This is a genomic window from Enterocloster sp. HCN-30185 (genome assembly GCF_037890305.1).
Lineage (GTDB): Bacteria > Bacillota > Clostridia > Lachnospirales > Lachnospiraceae > Enterocloster.
On the sequence record NZ_JBBKBT010000009.1, the window covers coordinates 52720 to 76203 of the forward strand.

Sequence of the window (23484 nt, forward strand, 5' to 3'; positions counted from 1 at the left end):
TGTTTCGCATTATTTATTTTTAAGTCTTAAATCTCTTTCGGACAAACTTTTTGACTGTTCAAGCTGCGCCAGAAGCGTCCTGTATTCCTCTCCTGTTATTTCCCTGAAAGAGCCTTCCTTTAAGTTCCCCAGATGAATATTCATAATCCGCACCCGTTTCAGAGTGCGCACATGGCAGCCGCAGGCCTCACACATTCTCCGGATCTGCCGGTTTAAGCCCTGAGTCAGTATGATAGAAAAACTTTTATCCCCTGTTTTCCTTACCTTACAGGGCAGTGTCTTTCGTTCCAGCTCAGCCAGCCACAGGCCGGACGCCATTTTTTTCAGAAACTCCTCCGTAACCGGGCGGTCTATGGTTACCTCATACTCCTTTTCATGCCCATTGCCGCAGCGCATGATTTTATTTACCAGATCCCCCTGATTGGTCATCAGTAAAAGGCCCTGAGAGTCCTTATCCAGACGGCCGATGGGATAAATCCGCTCCGGATATGCCAGAAATTCCACAATGTTTTGTGCCCTGTCTTTATCAGAGGTAGTGCATACAATCCCTCTGGGCTTATTTACCGCTAAAAGCACCTGTCTGGGAGTTTTTTCCTTTTCCCCAGCTTTTCCCACAATCCGGCCGCCGCAGACCACACTCTGGCCCTCAGACACCTTCTGGCCTGTTACAGCCGGTCTTCCGTCCACCAGGATCTTTCCTTCCTCAATCAGACGATCTGCTTCCCGCCTGGAACAAACGCCCATGCGGCTCAGCCATTTATTTAAACGTTCTTCCACAGGCATCCCTCTCTTTTCATCAAAACTTTCACAACTATAATATGTTCCATCAGTATATCATCAATTCCACATTCAGGCAACAAAAGGCCTTTGCTTCTGTATTTGCCGTCTGCAGCAGAGCCAAATAAGGATATGAGAAAACAGGCGCAGATCCAATTAGCCGGTTTTGAACGAAAAATGCTTGTAAATGGATCAGGCGAACAGATTTTCCACAGGTATTGTAGCAGTTTTCAAGGATTCAGCCGGGGCATTTTCACAACGGAGCGGTTCATGTGGGGAACAAAACCGTACTGTACATGGGACCTGTATAGCGTAAAACCCGCAAATGCAATAAGCGAAAAAGCGTCCGGTCAAACGTATCCTGACGCTTTTTCGCTTAACTTTCTTTCATCCCGGCCGTTTTTTCCTTACTCCTGACCATTCACAATAAACATCGCATCCCCAAAGGAGAAGAAACGATACCGCTCCCGGATGGCCTCCTCATAAGCATTCAGGATATGCTCTCTTCCGGCCAGAGCGCTGACCAGCATTACCAAAGTAGATTCCGGCAGATGGAAATTGGTGATCAGGGCATCCAGGATTTTAAAACGGTAGCCCGGATAAATGAAAATATCGGTCCAGCCTGTTTTTGCCTGCAAAATGCCGTCCTCGGTAGAAGCAGACTCCACGGTACGGCAGCTGGTAGTGCCCACGCAGATCACTCTTCCTCCCGCTGCTTTAGTGTCATTCACCTTTTTAGCCTCTGATTCCTCTACCACATAAAACTCAGAATGCATATGGTGATCAAGGACATTTTCCACCTTAACCGGACGGAAGGTGCCCAGGCCCACATGAAGGGTCACATGAGCAATCTTAACTCCCATATCCTCAATCTGCTTTAACAGCTCCTTTGTAAAATGGAGTCCTGCTGTGGGAGCCGCCGCAGAACCCTCGTGAACTGCATATACCGTCTGATAGCGGTTTTTATCCTTTAACTGATGGGTGATATAGGGCGGAAGGGGCATCTGTCCCAGCTGGTCTAAAATTTCCTCAAAAATGCCCTCATAGGAAAACTGAATCAGGCGGTTTCCGTCATCTACAGTCTCCAAAACCGTTCCTGTAAGAAGCCCGTCTCCAAAGTCAATGACCGTTCCTGGCTTTGCCTTCTTCCCCGGTTTTACCAGAGTTTCCCAAATATCATTCTCCCTTCTTTTTAACAGAAGAAGTTCTATTTTTGCCCCCGTATCCTTCTTTACGCCAAACAATCGGGCAGGAATAACCTTGGTGTCATTGATCACCAGACAGTCTCCGGGACGGAGATAATTTACAATATCCTTAAATACTCTGTGTTCAATCGCCCCTGTGTTCTTATCCAGCACCAGAAGCCTTGATGAAGATCTGTCCTCTAAGGGATCCTGAGCGATCAGCTCCTGAGGCAGATCAAAATAAAAATCCTTTACATCCATGATCGTTTTTCCTCCAAACGGCGCAGTATGCGCCTGTGTTTTATTCTATACTGACTGAAGCCTCGGACTCGCTCTGGCTTTCCTGAACCGTCTGCTCCGGTGCTGTTTCTTCACCTGAACTCTGTGTATCTGCCTCTGCTTCAGCTTCTCCTGATCCGGCTTCTTCCGCTGCTTCCTGAGATTCCGGACTGTCCGTGGAAATTCCTCCCTCCAGAATCTGTACCTGGCTGTCAGAGCCTTCCTGTGCACTGTCATCCCCTGTGACGATCGCGCCGTTGCTTAAGCCCTTATAAACGCCTGCTAAAAGCGTATCGGACTCTATGGCCTCTTTTAATTCTGTCTTTACCTGCCGATTGAGGAGCCGTACCCCCTCAGTCCGGTTCTGCTCTGCCACATAATCGGCTTCCTCGCCAATGACATTTTCCCGGATTTTATAGCTTCCGCTCTCATCCTTTGCCACGTAGCACCACATGATGCCCGGAGCCAGGGTATCAACCCGGTTAAACTTCACATCATAGGTCACATAAACCACAAAGGAATCCTCTGTAAGCCCCTTTCTGGTATAACAGGTCACATCCTGATAATCCTGCACATATACGGCTTCTTCCTTCAAGGCCTTTTTATAATAGTCCATGTTTCCGTCATCGGCCTTTCCAAAAACCTGATAGAGCGCAGCCGGATCCTGATCGATCTTTGCCTGAAAATAGGCTCCTACTACTTCGTTTACCTGCGGATAGGCATCCTTTTCCAGATCATACGCAGAAAAATCCGTCACTGTCTCTGCTTCTGAGCCGTTTTCTTCTGCCAATGAAGCTTCTGAAGGCTCATCCGCCTCTGCTGCCTCAGAGGTCTGCTCCTTTGTGCCGTGACTCACATCCTCGCCCAGAATCTCAATTACGCCATCCTGGTGTGTGCCGTCCTTCCCCGCAAAATGGGATACCATAAGAGAACCTGCAGCCAGGACTGCCAAAACCGCAGCTGCAGCAGCTCCCAGCTTTACATATCTGCTTTTATCATCTCCGGGCCCTTTATAGCTTGATTTCCATTTAACCCTGCGCTTCATCCTATGACCTCCGTTTCAGGCCCCGTAAAGGCCGTATCTCCGCTCTATTCTAGCAAAAAGGGATTCAAATTGCAACAGAAAAACCAGGAGGACACGCCCCCTGGTTTCTCTGTGTAATGCAGAATAAGGTATCAAAAATGCGTCTGATAGGAATCGAACCTACGCACGCGGCTCCGGAGGCCACTGCTCTATCCACTGAGCTACAGACGCATCTCTATTATATTACTATACTTTTTAAAAAACTGCAACTACTTTTTTTATTTCCAATCTTGTTTTCCGATCTTTTTTATCTCTTTTCCAATGAATTACTTTTTTTTTCCTTGACATACGAAAAAATTATGCTAAAATGGCATTTGTTGCTCATATATTACAAAAGTGTTAAATATTATTATTATTGTGTTAAGCATTGATTGCAATTATGAACGCATGGAGGTTATTTTATAATGAAGATACGACATTTACTCACCGGACTGGCAATAATGGTTTCCTTTATGGCTGCCTCTGCCTTCACTGCTCTGGCAGCTCCTGCAAAGGGCTGCTTTGAAGAAGTGACTGAGCACGCCATCACCGGCTGGGCCTATGACAGCGATGAGCCGGATGAGGCGCTGAATGTAAATATTACGATCAAAAATGAAGAAACAGGAAAAGAAGTCTTAAATCAATCCGTAAAGGCCGGAGAATTCCGCCAGGAGCTGCTCGATGACGATAAAGGCAACGGAAATCATGGCTTTACTCTGAATGTGGACTGGCCCTCCTTCGGCGACGGCTCCTATATCATCGAGGCTACGGTAGACGGACGCACTTTTTCCAACACAAGAACCTACACCTATGGAAATCCGGATGCAGTAAAGAAAGAAGCTGATTCTAAAGCCTCCTCTTCTGTCCGCTCCCTGGGAATCTTTAAGACCACTGGCTACTGTCCCTGCAAAAGCTGTTCCGGCGGCTGGGGCCGTCATACCAGTACAGGCGCCGTGGCTACTGCCGGGCATACCATTGCAGTCGACCCTTCTGTGGTACCCTACGGCTCCAAAATCATGATCAACGGCGTCGTATATACCGCAGAAGACAAAGGTGGCGGAGTCCGGGGCCACCACATTGATATTTTCTACGATACACATTCCGAATCCAAGCATCACGGCGTTCAGAATACAGAAGTTTTTCTGGTAGCAGCATAACCCATATCAGACCACTCACTCACAAAAACAGCAGGCTTATCTGAGAAATACTCCCAGATGAGCCTGCTGTTTTTTCTGTTATTTAATTTTCCATAAGCTCTGCTCCGTGATAAAAGAAGTCCAGAATATCCTTATAAGTTTTTCCTGATTTTGCCATAGACTGAGCGCCGTTCTGGCTCATCCCCACTCCATGTCCGTAGCCTCCTCCATAGATGCGGAAAAATATGCTCCCGTCCTCCTCTGTTATTTTATCAACAGAGATAAATGCACTTGGCAGAGACGCTGCGTTCATCTTAGAACCATCCTGTCTGCGGATGGCATTTTCTTCATTTCCAAGAAAGGTACGAATGGCACTCTGTCCCTTGATCCGAACCGTATCCTGATCTCCCTTTACAGTGAGCTCAGAAGCAATGCCTCCTAATCCTCTTGCGGACACTGTCAAATCCTGGATCGTTCCTGCCTCAGGCGCTTTGGCTGCGATCTGTTCTGCCGTGATCTCCGTCTGCCAGCGGAACATTGGATACTCTGCATCATAGGATGTAATATTTCTGGAACGGATATACGCATCAAAGGTATCGTTATCCTCCATCGTAAGCTCCCTGGCTCCATTTTTAATCTGCATGGATCTGAGATAAGGAAGATTCTCTCCTGTATTCCCCCATACGCTTCCATCCGCCCCATGACCGCAGGAGGTGGAATAGTAAAAGGCGTCAATGGGTTCTCCATCAAAGGTAAGCAGCTGTCCATATGTTTCATCCACCGCCTGATCGGTACGTTCATTGGTCTGGGTATTATTGTAAACCTGAAAACTGGTGCTGTCATCTACGTGAGCACCGTACGCTCCGTATGTATTTCCCTGAATCTGACGGTAAGCATAGGTTCTGGCACAGACTGCCTGGGTCTTTAAGGCTTCCTTTTCATAGGAAGCAGGCATTTCGCTGGGAACTACCTTTTTAAGATAATCCTCCAGATACAGCTCATTGATCAAAACCAGACCTTCCTCTTCTTTTTTAATTTCCAGCGAACCGCTGTATACGGGCTGTCCCTGTGCCCGCTCCAGGGAGCAGATCGTAATTCCCTCTTCCTTTTCCGGGATAATGGTCATACGGCCGTGTTTCAGCCGTTCATCCTCCGCCGTGAGGGTAAGCACCTCCCCCTTTTTCAGGGTACTCTCCTTGCTGTCTCCGTCATCATTTTTGCAGACCAGTCTGGCGTCACAGTTTAACTCAAGCTCTGCCTTTTTATGGAAAAGATTTTTAAAGCCCGTATCCATCAAAAGGACTCGAATGGTCCTGGCGTCAAAAGGCCTCTCTAAAAGGGCTGCGCAAAGCTTTCCATCTGCTGCCACAAACTCCTGAAGATCATAACCTACCAGAATGTCTGCGGCTCCCAGAACACTAAATTCCCCGAACAGCTTATATACGTAAAAATTTTCATCCAGAGGAATGGTCCCGTATCCTTCAATCTCTACCGTATCTTCTGTAACCGAAAGGATTTTTCCGTGAATCCGTTCCTTTTTCACCGTTACCCGGCTGAGACGGCCATGCTCCACATAGAGATCTGCCAGATTGGGAGCCAGACGGCCTTCTGTCTTTTTCGCTTCCTCCGCCAGCTTTCCTTCTGCCTTAAACTCTCTGGACGCCGCTCCCATATAAGCCTTAAACACGCCGTCCTTTACCTCAGAAAGCCATATATTGCGGTAGACCACACTGCCGTTTTTTACCGCCGTCACAGCGGCAATCTCATTTCCCCGAACCATAAACCGGATCTCATGGTCCAGCCAGGCATCCAGGGCCAGTCCCTGAAAGCCATACTCCCCCTCTGTGGTGTATGCAGTCCAGCTTGGCGCTCCCTGTATATTAGATGGAGTTCCATATAAAATGGCAGTGATTTCTTTTACATTTTCATCCGGGTCTGCCTCTTTTAAAATCTCTCTGTAAAGCTCCCACCACTGATCTGCCGGAAATGGCTTCTGTCTGTTTTTATCCTTTAAACCCACCTGCCGCTTTAAACGGCCTGAAAACTTTGCCGCTGTATAAGCTGCCTCCTGATAGGTAAACTCCTTTTGAGCGCTTTCCAGATCTGCCGGGGTCAGCTCCGGGTTTAAATATCCTCTCTCATAGAGCAGATCCATATATTTCACAAACCAGTTATCCTGTTCCTGCTCCGAAAACCAGGATTTTTCCCGCTGTTTTGCTTCGGCCTCACACTCTTTCCGGTCTGCAAGCGCCAAAGCCAGGGCTTTGGAAACCTCTGCCCGTGTGATGCCTTCCTTTTCCGGTTCTATCCGTACGATCACCACAATCAGCAGGATAATGACGCCAATGATACCGGCAATCCAGGCAATCATCTTATTTTTACCATTCATCCCATTATTCTCCTGATATAAAATAAAGCAGCGAGAATACCCCCGCTGCTTTTATCATCTGTGACCCCAAGGTGCCGGCTCTTACATATTGACGCCTAGCAATGCTAGGTGGGCAACCTCACTTAAGCTTCTGCCTTCCACTCGTACGGAGGCGTGACATCCGCTTAAAAATATTGGAATCCCTTTTGTCAAATGTAGGTTCAAAATTGGTAAGAAATCGAACACCCCAGGAATCACAAATCTGTCTCATTTATCATGGCATTATTATACCCCAAAGCGCTGTGTTTTTCAAGCTGATTTTTCAAAGTTTTCAGATCAGAGGCGCAAAAACAGCGTCCGTATATCCCCTTAAAGTTTCCGGAGATAATGTAACCTGAACACCCCTCTGACCGGCGCTGACTGTAATTTTATCGTAAAGCTGGGCTGTTTCCTCTATATAAGTAGGAAATTTCTTTTTCATGCCAATGGGTGAACAGCCGCCCCGGATATAGCCGGTCACGGAAAGCATATCCTTTACATGGATCATTTCCACCTTCTTCTCTCCGGCTGCCTTTGCCGCTTTTTTAAGATCCAGCTCCTCATCTACAGGCAGGCAGCACACCAGATATCCTTTTTTCTCGCCTTTTAACACCAGTGTTTTATACATCGTATCATGGTCCACACCCATGAGATCGGCTGCATGGCTACCGGAAAGATCATTTTCATCTACCTCATAGGTTCCTGTTTCAAATGGAATGCCTGCTGCCTCTAAAAGACGCATCACATTTGTCTTTACCGCCTCTTCTGCCTTTTTTACCTTCACTGCTGATTCCTTCTCTCTTTACGTTCTGTTACCGTCTGGAATTTGCCTTTTCCACATGGATATTTTTTCCCCGGATCTTTGCATGGCTCATGGCCTTTAAAACATTCTCCGCATATTCTGCCGGAACATCTACAAAGGTGTAGCCGTCATACATATCAATGCTTCCCACCAGCCGGCCGGGAATGCCGGATTCGCCTGCCACGGCTCCCAGGATATCTCCCGGAGTTACCCTCTGGGCCTTTCCAATATTGATAAACAGACGGGCCATATGCTCCCCGGCGCCATTGATCACATAATCTACTGCAGCGCGGTCGGTAGCGCCTTTGCGGTTTCCTCTGCCACCCCGGCTGCGTTCTCTTCCACGCCCTCTGCCGAAGCTGTCCAGATCGTCTAAGGATCTGGCGGGAAGATAATTGTCAATGATATCCTCATTATCATCGCCCATGGCCATTTTAAGAAGGGCTGCTGCCACATCCAGGGACGTATAGTCCTCCTCAATGAGCTTTTTCTCCAGGATATTTACCACTTTTGCCAGATCGCTGTCATTTAAAGTCTCCTGAACCTGATCTAAAATCTTCTCCGCCTTGATTTCCGTAATATCATTTAAAGACGGGATCGCCTGAGGGATGATCTTTGTCTTGCAGTAGCGCTGGATATCTCTGAGCTTGTAAACCTCTCTGCCCACAACCAGACTGAAGGCCTTTCCTTCTCTTCCCGCTCTTCCTGTACGGCCGATGCGGTGTACGTAATACTCGTCATCCTGAGGGATATCGTAATTAAATACTGCCTCTACATTTCCTACGTCAATACCTCTGGCCGCCACATCGGTTGCCACCAGAATATCGGTGCGCCCCTTGCGGAAGCTCTCCATGACACGGTCTCTCTGCACCTGTTTTAAATCTCCATGAAGGCCCTCTGCAAAGTATCCTCTTCCCTGAAGGGCCTGAACCAGCTCATCCACCTGGCGCTTGGTATTACAGAATACCACAGAAAGCTTCGGATCGTAAAGATCCAGAAGACGGCACATAACCTCTACCTTATTTTTCGGCTTTACTTCATAATAATACTGGGTCACCTTGGGAACGGTCAGTTCCTTTTTGATCACACGCACGGTAACAGGATCAGTCTGGAATTTTCTGGCAATTTCTGCAATCGCCTGGGGCATGGTTGCTGAAAACATCAGCGTCTGACGCTCTTCGGGAAGCTGGCTTAAGATTGTCTCCATATCCTCTAAAAAGCCCATATTTAACATCTCGTCCGCCTCATCCAGTACAACGGTATGCACATGGTCTGTTTTCACGGTTTTGCGGCGCATATGGTCCATCACGCGGCCCGGTGTTCCCACTACGATCTGGGTACCGTCTTTTAAAGCCCGGATCTGGCGCACAATGTCCTGTCCTCCATAAATAGGCAGAACCTTAACGCCGTGCATAAACTTGGCAAAACGGCGCAGCTCCTCTGCCACCTGGATTGCAAGCTCTCTGGTAGGCAAAAGCACAATTGCCTGAAGTTTCTTCACCTTTGGATCAACCTTCTGAAGAAGGGGGAGGCCAAAAGCTGCCGTCTTTCCCGTACCCGTCTGAGCCTGGCCAATCATATCTCTGCCCTCTAACACAACCGGGATCGCCTGAGCCTGGATGGGAGAAGCCTCCTCAAAGCCCATCTCCGTAATAGCGCGGATGATCCGCTCGTCTAACTGTAACTCTTCAAATTTTACAATATCCATAAACTGCTGTTTTCCTCTTTCATTTATCAGTGTATATCGCAACAAAACGAGAGGTTGCCAGCCACGCTCGGCTTTTCATCCTCTCGCTTCGTACAGTGAATTACTATATCAGATTATGTTTGCTGTGTCAATGAAGAAGTCTTACAGACAAGAGCGGAACGGGATATTCTGAGGTGCTTCAAAGCAATCCTCAAAGCCACGGCGATGGTGATAATACATTTTATCCTTATCCTGCGGATATACATATTTTCCGCCTACCTGCCAGAAGAACGGGTGGAATTTATACTCATTTCTGTCTTTCTTAAAATCGTAAAGAAGACGGATCTCCTCACAGTCAGCCTGGAAGTTTGTCCAGACATCCCAGTGAATAGGAACTACTACCTTACACTTAAGATTCTCTGCCATACGCAGAATATCTGTTGAAGTCATCTTATCCTGCATGCCCACTGGATTTTCACCAAAGGATCCAAAAGCCACATCAATATCATGATCCTTTCCATGCTTTGCAAAATAAATGGAGAAATGTGAATCACCTGAATGATATATATTTCCTCCGGGAGTTTTTACCAGATAGTTAACTGCCTTCTCATCCATATCAGTAGGACATACTCCTGTCAGTTCTTCTCTGTCCGGTCCAGTCTTATCAGTTGTTACAATACAGGTACGATCAAAGGAATCCAGACATACAATTTCAATATCCTTAATCTTGATTACATCTCCCGGATGTACTACCTGACACCGTTCTGCAGGTACGCCCCAGCCAATCCAGGTATCAACTGATTTCTGAGGGCCAATAAACGGAACCGGAATTTCTTTTCCGTTTTCATCTGTCGTTGTCATACCGCTCTGGATCACATGAGCAGCCCATTCTGCCGACATATGATCCTGATGATAGTGTGTTGCTAAAACTGCATCAACCTGCTTGAATGCAAATGGATCAATTACAAAAGGAACGTTTCTTAAATTTGGCTGCATAGCACGGCCGCCGCACATATTGGCCATCTGATGTCCCGGCTTCATCTTACCGTCTCCATGGGTTCTCTTACCGTTTCCGCACCATAAATCAATTGTGATATTAGCTCCTCCCGGTGTTTTAAACCAGATTCCGGTACAGCCCAGCCACCACATAGCTACATTTCCGGGCTCGACAACCTCATTTTCAATATCCTCTACCAGCCAGGTTCCCCACTCAGGGAAAGTGCTCATAATCCAGCTTTCTCTTGTGATTTCATTCACTTTACTCATTGCGCATCGTCTCCTTTTTATATTGGGTGTGTCATCCGTTTTATCTGCTGTAAATCTGTCTGTACATCTGATTCATCTGCTCTCTGGCTTCCCTGTACAGCCCGGTATATGCTTCTGACGGAACATATATCCGTTCTTCACTGTTTTTCTTAAGCATCCTGAATGCCTCTTCCACAGATCTGTATACGCCCATTTCTGCTGCCGCTACCATAAATGCACCTCTTGCCGTTGCATCTGATTTTCCACGGCGCACGATTGGTGTTCCATATACATCGCTCTGGATCTGATTAAATGGTTCGCTGTTTGTAAGTCCTCCGTTGACACAGATTTCCGACAGTTCCACATATTTTTTCATGGCTTCAATTCCATTGCCGATTTCATAGCAGATTCCTTCCAGAAGGCCTCGAAGCATATCAGCACGTGTAGTTCCCAGGGTTATGTTTGAAAATACACCTCTGGCCTGACTGTTCCAGTCCGGAGTAGAACGTCCCTGGAAATATGGAAGACACAGACAGCCATGGGATCCCGGCGGAACAGATGCTATATCTCGGTTCAGCTCGTCATAGCTGCAGTTTCCGTAAAATTCTCTTTTAAACCAGTCAAATGCAGAACAGCATGTCAAAACACTGGATTCCAGAATATACTGACCCTTTACAGATGATACGTTGCAGATTACATCCTGCTCAAGATTGGATGGTACCTCATTTAATGCTGCAACAAGAAATCCTCCTGTTCCTGCTGTAACTGATAAAATTCCTTCTTTTACTACTCCCTGTCCGATAGCCCCGCACTGCTGGTCTCCACCTGCAGTGATCACAGGAACCCCTTCTGGGCATCCGGTGCGTTCCCGGAATGTTCCGGATGTATAACCACAGATACTTCCCGGCTCTATGAGGCGGCACAGCTTTTCCTCGTCTACTTCAAACAGTTCCAGAAGTTCCGGATCCCATTGACGCTTCCGTATATTCATAAGCAGAGACCGGCTTCCATACGTATAATCTGTACATACTTCACCTGTCATACAGAATATGAGATAATCCGGAATTACCATAAATGTCCTTGTTTTGCTGTATACCTCTGGCAGTTCCCGGCGGATCCAGGTCATCTTGCTGGCAGAAAATACCGGATTCACCCTGGATCCGCAAAGCGAAAATACCTTGTCGTTTTTATCTCTGAGACTGTCGCAGATATCACCGGTTCTCTTATCCTGCCACATAACAGCCGGACACAGAGGCTTAAATTCCCGGTCTACCGGAATAACAGATGAACGCTGGGATGTAATTGCAATGGCATCCACCCTCCATCCCTTTTCCTCTGTCTCCGCAGTGATTTCCCTGATAATACCATATAAGGCATTTTCCCAGTCAGAAGCATCCTGCCAGACCCAGCCCTTTTCCCCGTAAGTAACCTGATAGAGCTGCTGCCTTTGTGTTAATGTTTCTCCATCCTGTGTAAACAGGATTCCCCTCATACTGGAGGTTCCAACATCTATTACAAGAATATTCATCCTGTTACGGCTTCCTTTCTTACTGCTCGGTTTTCGGTGTCAGGTTATCCTCAAATTCCTGCTCCAGCTGCCGTTCATATTCTCCCTTAAAAGTACCTGTCAGGAACCGTTTCATTCCTTCTTCCTGAAGGCGCTTCCATGAATACGTCTCTTTTTTAACCAGGATCGGGTAATAGAGGACTCCGTTATTTCTGGCTGCCGAACGGTCTCCCGGCGCATCCCCTACCATCAGAACGTGATCTGTCTGATAGCCCTTTTTTAACAGTTCATTGATACAAAACTGTTTGCTACCTGCATCCTGAGAAAGCATCAGGTCAGTATGTCCAGCCAGCCCATGGGTCTGCCACTCCTCTGCCACAGCCTGTGCATTAGCGGAAGAGACAACAACAATATCTGCTTTTTCATGAATCATAGCCAGCGTTTCTTTTACTCCCTCAAAGGGCAGTTTTTCACTTTCCGGCAGGGCATCAATCTCCCGGTTTACAGCAGCCGACCAGTCAAAGGCCTTTTTTAAGATATCTCCGCCTCCTGCCTCAATGGCTGCCATCAGATTAGCCGGTGAAAGTTCCTTTGCAGTGTCTGTCCACTTTGCCAGATCCTCCAGCCCCTCAATTTTACATACATGCCCGTCCACCCAGCGCAGTACCGCCTCCAGCGCCTTAAAGCGGTTAATTCCTCTGGTCATCGTATACAGATTAACGTCATTCCAACGCTTCTCTGTTTCCTCTTTCCACTGCTCAAGCTTCCACTCCCGGATCATACATGGACCAAAGCAGCGAAAATGTTTCACATCCATTGTATCCATAGCACAGCCGTCAGAATCCACACAAACCAGATATTCTTTTTTTTTCACATATTTTTCTATTATGTTTGACATACTCACCTCTATTTGACAGTTCTTATCCCAACTGTCCTTATGATATTCCTTCCCATCTTTCCTTCAGGAAATGGGCTGCCATTTTAGGACTACGGTCGCGCGTAAACACTCCCTTTTTATTACCCCCAACGCGTTTGATATTCTCTGCTGTTGCAAAATCTGCAAAGTTCCATACATGTTCACCTGTTATATATGGAAGACTGTCAAAAACCTCACCATATGCCCGCAGGAAATCAACCTGATACTCTTCGCTGAATATACGGGCATTTATATCATGGAAACCGGCAATGGTATCTGCTCCGTATTCTCCCAGCATAATAGGTTTATCGGGACACCGCTTATGAAAGCCCTCAAGCTCATCCTTTAAAAGAGCTGCTGCTCCTCTGAGATTTCCCTCCGTATCATACCAGCCGCGATAGCGGTTGATGATCAAAAGATCACAGATTTCAGCCACCTTGCAGCTGACAGGGTTAGAACCTTCATATGTAACCAGTGTAGCCGGACGTTTCTGTTCATCCAATTCCCGAACAAGATTTAACAATGGTTCGAAATATTCCTTTGCTCCGTCCTCCTGGCTGGCAGGCTCATTTGCAACACTCCAGATAATAACACAGGGATGATTTTTATCTCTCTGAACCATATCACGCAGAACCTGACGGTGATGCTCAGCCGTCTTAAAAAGCTTCCATGTTCCGTTGGGATTGCCTCCCAGAAGTCCTGTAGCCGTGAAGCCGGCGTTCAGTCCTACCGCAGGAGCCTCATCAATGACTAAAATTCCTTCTCTGTCACAAAGCTGAAGCATCTCTTCACAATATGGATAATGACTGGTACGGAAAGAGTTGGCACCGATCCATTTTAACAAACCAATATCCTTTACATTGTATGCCATATCAAAGCCGCGTCCGTGAACAGGTGAATCTTCATGTTTTCCAAATCCCTTTAAATATACCGGCTTACCGTTTAAATGAATCCGGCAGTCACGAATCGATACCTCCCTGAATCCGAACACTTCAGTGTATGTATCCTTTTCTCCGTCACTTCCTGTAAGAGTAACCTCCAGACTGTATAAAACCGGATGTCCGGGTTCCCACAGCTGTACCTGATCAATCCGTCCTGTTCCTTTAAAGCCCTCGCCCGCTGCAACTTCATTTCCCGCAGCATCCAAAAGACGTACAGATACTGTTCCCTCTCCATTTGCCTTTACATCCCAGTAAAAGCTTCCGTCCATTTTTCCGTAAATACTGATATCTTCAATGTATGATTCAGGAGCAGTATAAAGGCAGACAGGACGCATAATTCCGGAATAATTGTAAAAATCAAAATTAGGAAGGTTATGAATCTCTTCCGGCAGCCCCGGAAACTTCTGATGCACCATACGGCCTGCCGGCAGCGTTGTTTCATCTACTATATTATTTACAATTACTTCCAGTTCGTTTTCCCCTGCTCTGGCCGCCTCCGTAATTTCAAAGGAAAATGGAAGAAAACCGCCAGAGTGTTTTCCAAGACAAGTTCCATTCAGCCATACCTCTGCCTTATGAGTTACACTTCCAAACCGAAGAAACAGACGTTTTTCCAGCATCCGGGAACTTACTGTGAACGTTCTTCTGTAATACAGATTTCCTACATGATCTGCAAAATCGCGGCCAGTGTAGATATCATTATAAGAAGAAGGTACCGGCATAGGCATAATTTCCCCCTTTGCCTCCCCATTCATAAGACAAAAATCCCATACTCCATTTAAATCAAAAACCATTCTGCTTTCTGTCATTTTCGGATACAGCATAAATATTCCTCTCTTTCATTAGAATAGCAAAGGGGAAGGGGCATACCACCCCTCCCCCGATTCATTCTGCTTAATTACTTGCCTGCCTTATCCTTCATCATCTGAGTACCATTTTTCATCATGGAATCAATTACGTTATCAAGGCTTTCTGTTCCTAATAAGAATTTAGCACTTTCATCTGTCATCATAGCTGCTAACTCCTTATTGTAAGAAGGAACATTTGCATACAGATTATCCTTCCAAGCCGGATTGTTGATTACGTTCTTTAATGCTTCTACATCTACATACTTAGGATCTTCGATCTGCATATTAACGAATTCCATCTTATCGATTCCCTTTTCTGCAGAAACACTGATGCCACGGATACGCATACCCTCTGTGGTATAGAAACGGATGTAGTCATAAGCTTCCTGAGGATGCTTGGATGTCTTGCTGATGCTGTAGAAATGGGACTCTGTATAGGTAGTTCCTGGCTCTGCATCTTCCCATGCAGGAATTGGTGCAAAGGTAGTTACAAACTCGTGAGGATACTTATCCTGGTCATCCAGCTCAGGAATCATGAAGCTTCCGATTGGCAGCATTGCGATCTGTCCGTTGAAGAACTTATCACGGTAGTTCATGTTCATAGACTTAACGTCTGCATAAGGAACCTGGCACTTATCTTCATTTTCCATATCGTAACGGAACTGCAGCCACTCTTTAAACATTGGATGATCAAAGTTTACAGCCGTCATATCAGCATTGAACATTGGGTTGTCCGGATAGTTGGACCACATTCCCATGTAGTTATAATGATCCCAGGAATGGAAATAGGAACCATAGCGCTTACTTGCGCCTTCACCCTGTGTCATCTTGTTGGCATAGTCACGATAATCTGCCCATGTCCAGTCAAGCTCCGGAACAGGAAGACCAGCCTCATCCAGATAGTTCTTATTAATCAGTACAAACCATGACTTCAGATCTCCAGGAATTCCATACATCTTTCCGTCAACCTTCTGTACGATAGCATATGCGTCCTCAGGTTTTACACCTTCCTTCTCAAAGAACTCTTCCAGAGGCAGATATGCGCCGGATGCTGCTCTCTGAGCATGCTCCGGGAATGCAGATGCCATCAGGATATCCATTTCCTCGCCGCCCATTACCATCATATCTACCTTTTTGTAGTACTCTGCTGCAGTCATATCACCATAGTAGTCATATGTAATGGTTACATTAGGATGCTCTTTTGTGTAAGCCTCTGCTACCTTCTTATCCAGTTCCTTGTTAGCTGTCTGCCAGGAAACAAAGCGCAGATTAACCTGCTCACCTTCCTTGGCAGCCTCTGTGCTGCCGCCCTGAGCACTCTCTGCAGGAGCTGCTGATTCCTTTTTAGCTCCGCCGCCGCATCCTGTCAGCATTCCTGCTGTCATGGCTGCTGCCATCATGGCTGCAAAAAACCGTTTGCTTTTTTTCATTTTAAAAACCCTCCTTAAATTATATATATAATACATTTGTTAACCCTTTACTGCTCCTGTAGCAATTCCGTCTACTACAAACCGCTGACAGAACAGGAACACAATGATCAATGGCAAAATTGCGGAAACTGCCGCAGCCATGATCAGAGAATAATAACTTCCTGATTCAGAAGCAAACTGCTTCATACCAAGCTGGATCGTATAAAGTGCACGGTTGTTTAAGAATACCAAGGGAGCCTGGTAATCATTCCATGTCCATACGAATTTCAGGGTTGCCAGTGTAGCCAGAGATGGCTTGATCATAGGCATAATAATCCTGAAAAAGATAGTTACATGACCTGCACCATCAATCATGGCTGACTCAGACAGGGATTCAGGAATAGCAAGCATTGCCTGACGAAGCAGGAACACGCCGTATACACTGAACGCCAGCATAAGGATCAGACCTGCATGAGAATTGTAAAGTCCGATCTCACGCATGATAATGAACTGTGAAACGATGGTAACCTGAGGCGGGATCATCATGGTTGCAAGGTAAGCCAGGAAGATTTTATCACGTCCCTTAAATTTCACCTTGGAAAATCCATAAGCGCCCAGAGCAGAAACAAATACCTGAAGAAAAGTTGCTCCCAGTGTTACCTTTATAGTATTTAAGTAATACAATCCAAAGTTATAGGTACCTCCCCAGACTTCTTTCATGTTTTCCACCAGATTCCAACGGGGAGGAATCCACTGAATAGGGAAGTTAAATACATCCGCCTCTACCTTACAGGCAGTAGACATCATCCAGATCAGAGGCAGCACCATGGAAATACCCACTGCCCAAAAAATAGCTGTCAGGATTACTTTTGTAATATTGAGTTTTTTCACCTGTATGCCCCTCCTTACTCATTTGAAAACTTTGCCTGCATCTTCCACTGAACCAGTGTAACAATGAATACCAGTACGAAAAGCGCCCATGCCAGGGTATTGGCATAACCCATTTCAAAGTAATCGAAAGCAGTGCGGTATACATAGTAAGCCATAACGGAGCTGGAGCTTCCAGGACCGCCCTGGGTCAGTACACTGATCTGATCGAATACCTTGAAGGAACCGATGATACCCATAATTGTAAGGAAGAAGGTTGTAGGGGAAATCAGCGGCACTGTCAATGAAAAGAACTGACGGATCGAAGACGCACCATCTACCTTTGCAGCTTCATACACATCCTCTGGAAGTCCCTTTAAACCTGCCAGGAATACGATAGAATAGTATCCAACCTGCTGCCATACATATATGATCATGATCGATGGAAGAGACCACTTAAAGTCAGCCAGCCAGCCTGGAGGATTTGCGATTCCGATGGAACGGAAAAATTCATTAACTGGTCCGTAACTGGGCTGTAAAAGAACCATCCACACCGTACATACAGCAACAACACTGGCGATATAAGGAATGAAGATCATGGTACGCACTACACCGCCGCCATAAATGTACTTGTTGATAATAGTAGCCATTACAAGTCCCAGTGCGATCAGAACAGGCACTGTTACTGCAGTAAATATAATGTTGTTCTTGTAGGAATTAAGGAACCACTCATCTGAGAAGAGACGGATATAGTTTGCAAGACCATTAAATTTGATTCCCTCTATACCTTCCATAAAGTTCCAGCTTGTAAAGCTCAGGCACAGGGAGATTACTACAGGAATAAAGGTAAAAATCAAAAATCCCAAAAGACTGGGAAGAATAAATCCCATACCTGTAAAAAAGTCCTTGCGCGCTTTCTTTGATCCTTTTGTATTCATAGGTTAATTCCCCCTTTCTCTCTACAGCCTAGTATCCCAGCGGCCGCAGAATACGTTATCATTGCAGGTTCCTTCAAACGCCGCCTCACCAGCTGCCTTTTCAATGGTCTGACGAATTACTTCTCTGGTAGGGGCATAAGCATTAATAAAGGTTTTAGCCATAGGCACATCCAACAAATGGTTGGTATAATTTAAAGAAATAAATATGGTAGGAAGTTCTTTTACATACCACGGAATCTCCGTAGAATGACCGATGGACCACTCCAGACGCACATTATTGGCTTGAGCATATCCCTTCATATTGATAAATACAAATACCACATCGTATTTCTTTTTAAACTCTTCTACCTTTCCGATTATCACGGAACGCAGCTCAGTTTCTTTTGTAATGCCATCATCCAATACTAGATCATAATAGCTTTCATGCATGGTGGTTTCATAACCAAACCTCTCCATCTCCTCCTTTACCAGCTGCTTTACAGGATCATGCTGGTTTTTACGTGAGATAGGTGGACTGCTGATTACAAAAGCATATGCTCTCTTATGAGTTTTTGGTGTAACAGGAAGATTGTGCTGAGTATCTTTTACAAGGGTGATACTCTTTTTAGCTGCTTCTGCTGCCATAGCAAGATGTTCTGCACATCCCACAACAGAAAGCCCCTCCTTTTCAGGTATCAGCGTACCCTTCTTCTTCTTTTCGTGAAGCTTTAAAGAAGCCTTTAATCCAAGAATACGGCGCAGCGCATCTGTAAGGCGCTCTTCTGTGATGATTCCATTTCTATAACCATCCATCATGTAGCCAAAATCTTCTTCGATATCATTAAAGAAGAGGAACATATCACAGCCTGCTGCAATTGCTCCGGGCACCTGCTGACTTCTTGGCATAGCAGCTGTCATTCCAGCCATATGGGAGGCATCCGTAAGAACAAGTCCATTAAATCCAAGCTTACCTCTCAGAAGATCCGTGATCAGTTCCGGCGCCAGTGTTGCCGGCATAATATCCTCATCCTTTATACCCGGACGAAGCTTTCTGGAGTATTCCGGCAGCGCAATATGACCCGCCATAATGCTCTGAATTCCGCTGTCGATCATTTCCTTATAAACATGACCGAAAGTAGAATCCCACTCATCACACTCCATTGTATTTACACCCATAACAAGATGCTGATCCAGTTCCTCAATTCCATCGCCTGGGAAATGTTTGCAGCAGACAGCAAGTCCGCTTTCCCTGACACCTCTCACATATGCCTTTGCATTTTTTATTACCAGTTCAGGATCCTTGCCATATGCTCTGGTATTTACGATCGTATTGCGCCAGTTATAAAGAAGATCACAAACCGGGCCAAAATCCCAGTTGCATCCCACAGCTGCAGCTTCTCTTCCGCTCACATATCCTACGCTGTAAGCAGTACTGTCATCATCCGTAGCTCCACATGCCGCCGCCGTGGCTACATACGTTCCTCCGCCGCAGGCTCCGTCACCGCCGTTGTCGCAGTTGCACGCGATTAAAACCGGAATTTTGCTGTGTTCCTGATAAAAACGGTTCTGTTCATAAATCTTTTCTGCCGGCTCATTGCTGTAACGGCATCCTCCGATATGAAAACGATCAAAAATCTCTTTCGTCTCATCAAAATCTTTTTTTCGATCCAGCATAATAAACAGCTGCCCAATTTTTTCTTCATCCGTCATGGATGCAATCGTTTCTTCTACCCAACGGATATCTTCATCTGACAGATAGAATGGTTTCTGTTTCAGATCAACCATATACTCGTACCTCCTTGTGATGTATGTCTGCAGTTCCCCAAAAAACTATTGTTTATATATGCCACTGCCTCTGACCGCCTGACAGGAACTTCGTTCTACCAAAGCCGGTCGAAGTTTTATCCCCCGTTCCTGCTCCTTCAGGGTACGTTCCCGTTTCATACGGATCAAAAGATTAATTGCACGCTTCACATGAAGCTTGTGTGAAATCGACACTGACGTCAGTTCCACTGCAGGAACCGCACCGTTGATATCATCAAAACCTATCACTGACATCTGGTCAGGAATCGCTATTCCATATTCCATACATGCCTTGATTACTCCGTTGGCTGTTGCATCACTGGCCGCAATGATGCCATCCGGAAGCGGCTCTCCTCCCGGCCTGAGGCTTTCCCGTATCAGTTCACTTGCCTGTCCATATCCACGATCAAAACTGCTTTTATAGTTTTTATCACTCTCGTAGACCTCAATCTCTGCTCCCCACTGTCTAGCCTCATCCATAATCCCTTCCACCCGGTAACGATGAACCAGACGGTCTTCCTTGATACCAATGCAGAGAATTTTTTTACATCCTCCCCGAATCAGGCGTTCGGCTGCCAGACTTCCACCCTTGCGCTCATCACCGCACACATAGGGAATCGGGCTGTTATCCGGCATTTCATTTAATGAAACGATCGGAACGTACCGCATATACTGATACAGATTTTTGGAGCTCATATCTCCCACAGGATAAAACAGGATCCCCTCCACCTGATTACTGATCAGAAGCTTGAAATATTCCATCTCTGTTTCATAATCCCGAAAACTATTGCAGAGAAGCACCTGATAACCATACTGCTGTGCCTCGCTGGTAAGAAGCACCATCAGCTGTGCATGAAACGGACTGGTAATATCCGGCACCACAATCCCCAGCGTTCTTGTATGACGCATCGTCAATCCGCTGGCGAGTGTACTGGGTACATAGGCCATGCGTTCGCAAATTTCCAATACATGATCTCTGGTTTCCTTCCCAATTCCACCCAAGCCATTAAGCGCTCTGGATACAGTTGCAACTGAAACGCCTGCCTCTTTTGCAACATCTTTGATTGTGATTTTTTTTGACTTCATCGGCTGTCTTTTCACTCCGTTCGTAAACATTTCCCTCGTCATATATAAAGTATAACATAACCTTTCATCCGAAACTATCCGACTATTTTACGATACGTTTTGCGTAACTTTGTAAGAAGTGCACAAATTTTATGCATATTTTTTATCGCTTTCGTCGAAATTATTTTTGAATTTCCTTGTGTTTTACATTTATTTTTATTAGTTTTATCTTTTTTATATGTCTTCAAAAACAGCAGAAGGTCATTTTGCACATTTCGCAATGTGATGCACAGCTTATTCTTCCGAACGCGCCGGCAAAAGAACTGCGGCGTTATGTTCAAGGTGAATATATCTATGTCCCTCTCAAACTGGAAAACGGATGCAGCAGCCATGTGATCACAGCCGCCGCGTCCGTTTTTTGCAGGTGCAGATATTCTTAAAGTTATCTTACTTTTATGATTTATGAACTGCCGTCCCCTTCCCCAGATTTTTCTCAATCTTCTTTATTATATACAGATAGGAAATGCCTGTAAACAGACCGGCTCCCACCCAGGCGGCAGGATCGCAGGCGCAGGCCAGCCAATAGCTGTGAATATCCATAGCGATCACTGCTACGATCAGACGGGCTGCCAGCTCTACCACTCCGCCCATCATAGGCAGAAAGCCGTATCCGCAGCCCTGCATGGTATTTCGGAAGATAAAAATAGTACATAAAGGCACATAAAACAGGGTACAGATGGTTGTATACGTTCTGGCCCAGGGCATCATAGCCGCCAGATCTACCTCCCCTGAGAAGAACAGACCCAGACTTGGCCCCAGAGCTGCCGATACGACCACTGCAGATGCCACCGAATAGATTACCTCAATGATCAAAGCCGCACGGACACCCTGGCGAATTCGTCCTGCATCACCTTTTCCGTAATTCTGGCCGCTGTATACAGCCATCGTCTGCCCCATAGCTACCATTCCCTGGGTCAGCAGGCCATGGATTTTTCCGGCTGCCGTGTAGGCGGCCACCGCCTCAGAGCCAAACAGATTAATCGCTGACTGCATCACCATGGTTCCCGAGGAGGTAATGGCAAACTGCAGCGCCATGGGAATCCCCGTAGCCAGCTGATAGCGGGTATCGCCCTTGTGGAATCGCCAGTGGCGCTTTTCCGGCATCAGGGCCGGCACCTTTTTATAGATGTAGACTGCACATAATACAGCAGAAATTGCCTGAGACAGGTTAGTCGCCCAGGCAGCTCCGGCTACTCCCATTTTAAAGTTGATGATCAGAATCAGATCCAGCACTACGTTTAAACAGGCCGACAGCACCAGAAAAACAAGAGGCATACGGCTGTTTCCCACAGCTCTCAGATAGGAAGAAAACAGGTTATAAAATACATTGGCCACCATTCCCAGGCTGATAAGGGAAATATACTCATAAGCCTGCGCAAAAATGTTTTCCGGCGTATTCATCAGATGCAGCAAGGGACGCATAAATAAAAGGCTGGCTGCCGTAAAGCCAATGGCGCCGATCAGAGAAAGAAGGATACCGTTCGATACGCTCTGTCTTACCCCGTCCATCTTTTTTGCCCCGTAGCGCTGGGAGGTCAGCACGGCAAATCCGGCTGTAATGCCCTGTGCAAAGCCGTTTAATAAAAACATCACGGTTCCCGTTGATCCTACTGCTGCAAGCGCATCCGCACCCACATAGCGCCCCACAATGATGGTATCTGCCATGTTGTAAAGCTGCTGGAAAATATTTCCAATTGCAAGAGGCAGTGTAAACATGATCAGAACCCGAAAAGGGCTTCCTTTTGTCATATCCTGTTCCATTGCAGATTTCCTTTCCATTCTTACAGATTTCAGTTATGACATTGTAGCACAGGTATGAATCATTGTCACACATCAAATTAAACGAAATTTATTTTCTAACGCATTAAAATCCGTAATCTCATACAATCATACCATCCATGGATAAGCCCAGAGTTTAAAAACGGCCTGCCGCGCCCAGAACCAGCTTCCACATAATATCCCACATCTGAACCACAACAAAAACAAGGCTTACGGTGCAGATCAACCTGTTTGCCAGCCCATCCGCAGAAAACAGCCGCAGGCAAACACCTTTTTTATATGGATAAAAAATTTCTACCGGCTTTTTATTTAACAGATCCAAAAACATGTGGGAAAGAAAGCCTGCTGCCACATAGGGGATCAGCGGAGCATACAGAAAGTAAAACGCAGCCATCAAAAACCCCAGTGCCAGGAAAGAATGGGTAAAGCTTCTGTGGGAGGACAGCTTTCCTGCAATGGTTATCACCAGAAAAATCCCAAGTCCAAGAAGCTGCCTGCTCCCCAGATGGGAACCGATATGATCCCAGATTCCGGTGCTCCATTTCCAGTCTAAAAATAAGATCACAGCCCCTAAAAGCAGGGCTGTATTTCTCACGACCCGCGCATCCCGGCAGTAAGTGCTGGACTGTACGTCCAGATCGCAGATCAGTCCACCCAGAGCTCCTCCTAAAAGAGCCTGAAGGCAGCCGCCGATAGTATCAGGGGGCGAGATCAGCACAGCGGCCCCGATCCCGGCTATCATATGTGTTTTTCCCATCATGTCGTATCATCTCCCGTCTTGTCTTTTGTCTA

At 46.2% G+C, this 23484-nt stretch carries 18 protein-coding genes, 1 tRNA gene and 1 other RNA gene; 1 reads left to right on the top strand and 19 read right to left on the bottom strand.

The window, feature by feature from the left end; all coding sequences use genetic code 11:
* Positions 1 to 9: 9 nt before the first annotated feature.
* The 4 genes from WKT10_RS10725 to WKT10_RS10740 form a co-directional block, all read right to left on the bottom strand.
* Entirely contained in the window at positions 10 to 783 is a 774-nt protein-coding gene (locus tag WKT10_RS10725) for a pseudouridine synthase (protein WP_337934196.1), read from the bottom strand.
* A gap of 401 nt (positions 784 to 1184) precedes the next feature.
* Positions 1185 to 2222, bottom strand: coding sequence for a tRNA preQ1(34) S-adenosylmethionine ribosyltransferase-isomerase QueA (gene queA / locus WKT10_RS10730; RefSeq protein WP_317439739.1), 1038 nt, complete (start codon positions 2220 to 2222; stop codon positions 1185 to 1187).
* 40 nt (positions 2223 to 2262) lie between these two features.
* Positions 2263 to 3285, bottom strand: a complete 1023-nt coding sequence (locus tag WKT10_RS10735) for a hypothetical protein (RefSeq protein WP_340277161.1) — start codon at positions 3283 to 3285, stop codon at positions 2263 to 2265.
* 138 nt (positions 3286 to 3423) lie between these two features.
* Positions 3424 to 3495 (bottom strand) — tRNA-Arg (locus WKT10_RS10740).
* Positions 3496 to 3728: 233 nt separating this feature from the next.
* Between WKT10_RS10740 and WKT10_RS10745 the strand changes: the two genes are divergently transcribed.
* Positions 3729 to 4460, top strand: coding sequence for a 3D domain-containing protein (locus WKT10_RS10745; RefSeq protein ID WP_340277162.1), 732 nt, complete (start codon positions 3729 to 3731; stop codon positions 4458 to 4460).
* Between the two features lie 82 nt (positions 4461 to 4542).
* On the opposite strand, the gene WKT10_RS10750 is transcribed toward WKT10_RS10745, so the two are convergent.
* The 15 genes from WKT10_RS10750 to WKT10_RS10820 all read right to left on the bottom strand — a co-directional run bounded on the left by WKT10_RS10750 (position 4543) and on the right by WKT10_RS10820 (position 23452).
* Entirely contained in the window at positions 4543 to 6828 is a 2286-nt protein-coding gene (locus WKT10_RS10750) for a SpoIID/LytB domain-containing protein (protein WP_337932103.1), read from the bottom strand.
* Between the two features lie 59 nt (positions 6829 to 6887).
* Positions 6888 to 7064, bottom strand: a non-coding RNA gene (gene ssrS / locus WKT10_RS10755) — 6S RNA.
* Between the two features lie 74 nt (positions 7065 to 7138).
* Positions 7139 to 7588: a Cys-tRNA(Pro) deacylase gene (ybaK, locus tag WKT10_RS10760; RefSeq protein ID WP_296038034.1), complete on the bottom strand. Its 450-nt coding sequence runs from the start codon at positions 7586 to 7588 to the stop codon at positions 7139 to 7141.
* Positions 7589 to 7658: 70 nt separating this feature from the next.
* Complete coding sequence (locus tag WKT10_RS10765) at positions 7659 to 9356, bottom strand: DEAD/DEAH box helicase (protein WP_317438740.1); 1698 nt, start codon at positions 9354 to 9356, stop codon at positions 7659 to 7661.
* Between the two features lie 141 nt (positions 9357 to 9497).
* On the bottom strand, positions 9498 to 10601 hold the full coding sequence (gene ulaG / locus WKT10_RS10770; RefSeq protein ID WP_317438739.1) for an L-ascorbate 6-phosphate lactonase: 1104 nt from the start codon (positions 10599 to 10601) through the stop codon (positions 9498 to 9500).
* Positions 10602 to 10641: 40 nt separating this feature from the next.
* Positions 10642 to 12108: an FGGY-family carbohydrate kinase gene (locus WKT10_RS10775; protein ID WP_296037895.1), complete on the bottom strand. Its 1467-nt coding sequence runs from the start codon at positions 12106 to 12108 to the stop codon at positions 10642 to 10644.
* 19 nt (positions 12109 to 12127) lie between these two features.
* Positions 12128 to 12985 carry an HAD family hydrolase gene (locus tag WKT10_RS10780; protein WP_340277169.1) on the bottom strand — a complete coding sequence of 286 codons (858 nt, stop codon included), beginning with the start codon at positions 12983 to 12985 and terminating at the stop codon, positions 12128 to 12130.
* A 37-nt stretch (positions 12986 to 13022) separates the two neighbouring features.
* The gene (uidA, locus tag WKT10_RS10785) at positions 13023 to 14768 is read right to left on the bottom strand and encodes a beta-glucuronidase (RefSeq protein ID WP_340277171.1); all 1746 of its coding nucleotides are present in this window, start codon (positions 14766 to 14768) and stop codon (positions 13023 to 13025) included.
* Positions 14769 to 14842: 74 nt separating this feature from the next.
* Positions 14843 to 16222, bottom strand: a complete 1380-nt coding sequence (locus tag WKT10_RS10790; protein ID WP_066549543.1) for an ABC transporter substrate-binding protein — start codon at positions 16220 to 16222, stop codon at positions 14843 to 14845.
* Positions 16223 to 16261: 39 nt separating this feature from the next.
* Positions 16262 to 17092: a carbohydrate ABC transporter permease gene (locus WKT10_RS10795; RefSeq protein ID WP_242963016.1), complete on the bottom strand. Its 831-nt coding sequence runs from the start codon at positions 17090 to 17092 to the stop codon at positions 16262 to 16264.
* A gap of 14 nt (positions 17093 to 17106) precedes the next feature.
* Positions 17107 to 18006 (bottom strand): carbohydrate ABC transporter permease, encoded by a 900-nt coding sequence (locus WKT10_RS10800; protein WP_066549547.1) that lies wholly within the window; start codon positions 18004 to 18006, stop codon positions 17107 to 17109.
* A 21-nt stretch (positions 18007 to 18027) separates the two neighbouring features.
* Positions 18028 to 19770 (bottom strand): glycoside hydrolase family 3 protein, encoded by a 1743-nt coding sequence (locus WKT10_RS10805; RefSeq protein WP_066549549.1) that lies wholly within the window; start codon positions 19768 to 19770, stop codon positions 18028 to 18030.
* Positions 19771 to 19815: 45 nt separating this feature from the next.
* A complete protein-coding gene (locus WKT10_RS10810; RefSeq protein WP_167544887.1) occupies positions 19816 to 20874 on the bottom strand; it encodes a LacI family DNA-binding transcriptional regulator in 1059 nt (352 codons plus the stop codon).
* Positions 20875 to 21306: 432 nt separating this feature from the next.
* Complete coding sequence (locus WKT10_RS10815; protein WP_337433992.1) at positions 21307 to 22674, bottom strand: MATE family efflux transporter; 1368 nt, start codon at positions 22672 to 22674, stop codon at positions 21307 to 21309.
* 154 nt (positions 22675 to 22828) lie between these two features.
* Positions 22829 to 23452 (bottom strand): metal-dependent hydrolase, encoded by a 624-nt coding sequence (locus WKT10_RS10820; RefSeq protein WP_317438730.1) that lies wholly within the window; start codon positions 23450 to 23452, stop codon positions 22829 to 22831.
* Positions 23453 to 23484: the final 32 nt, after the last annotated feature.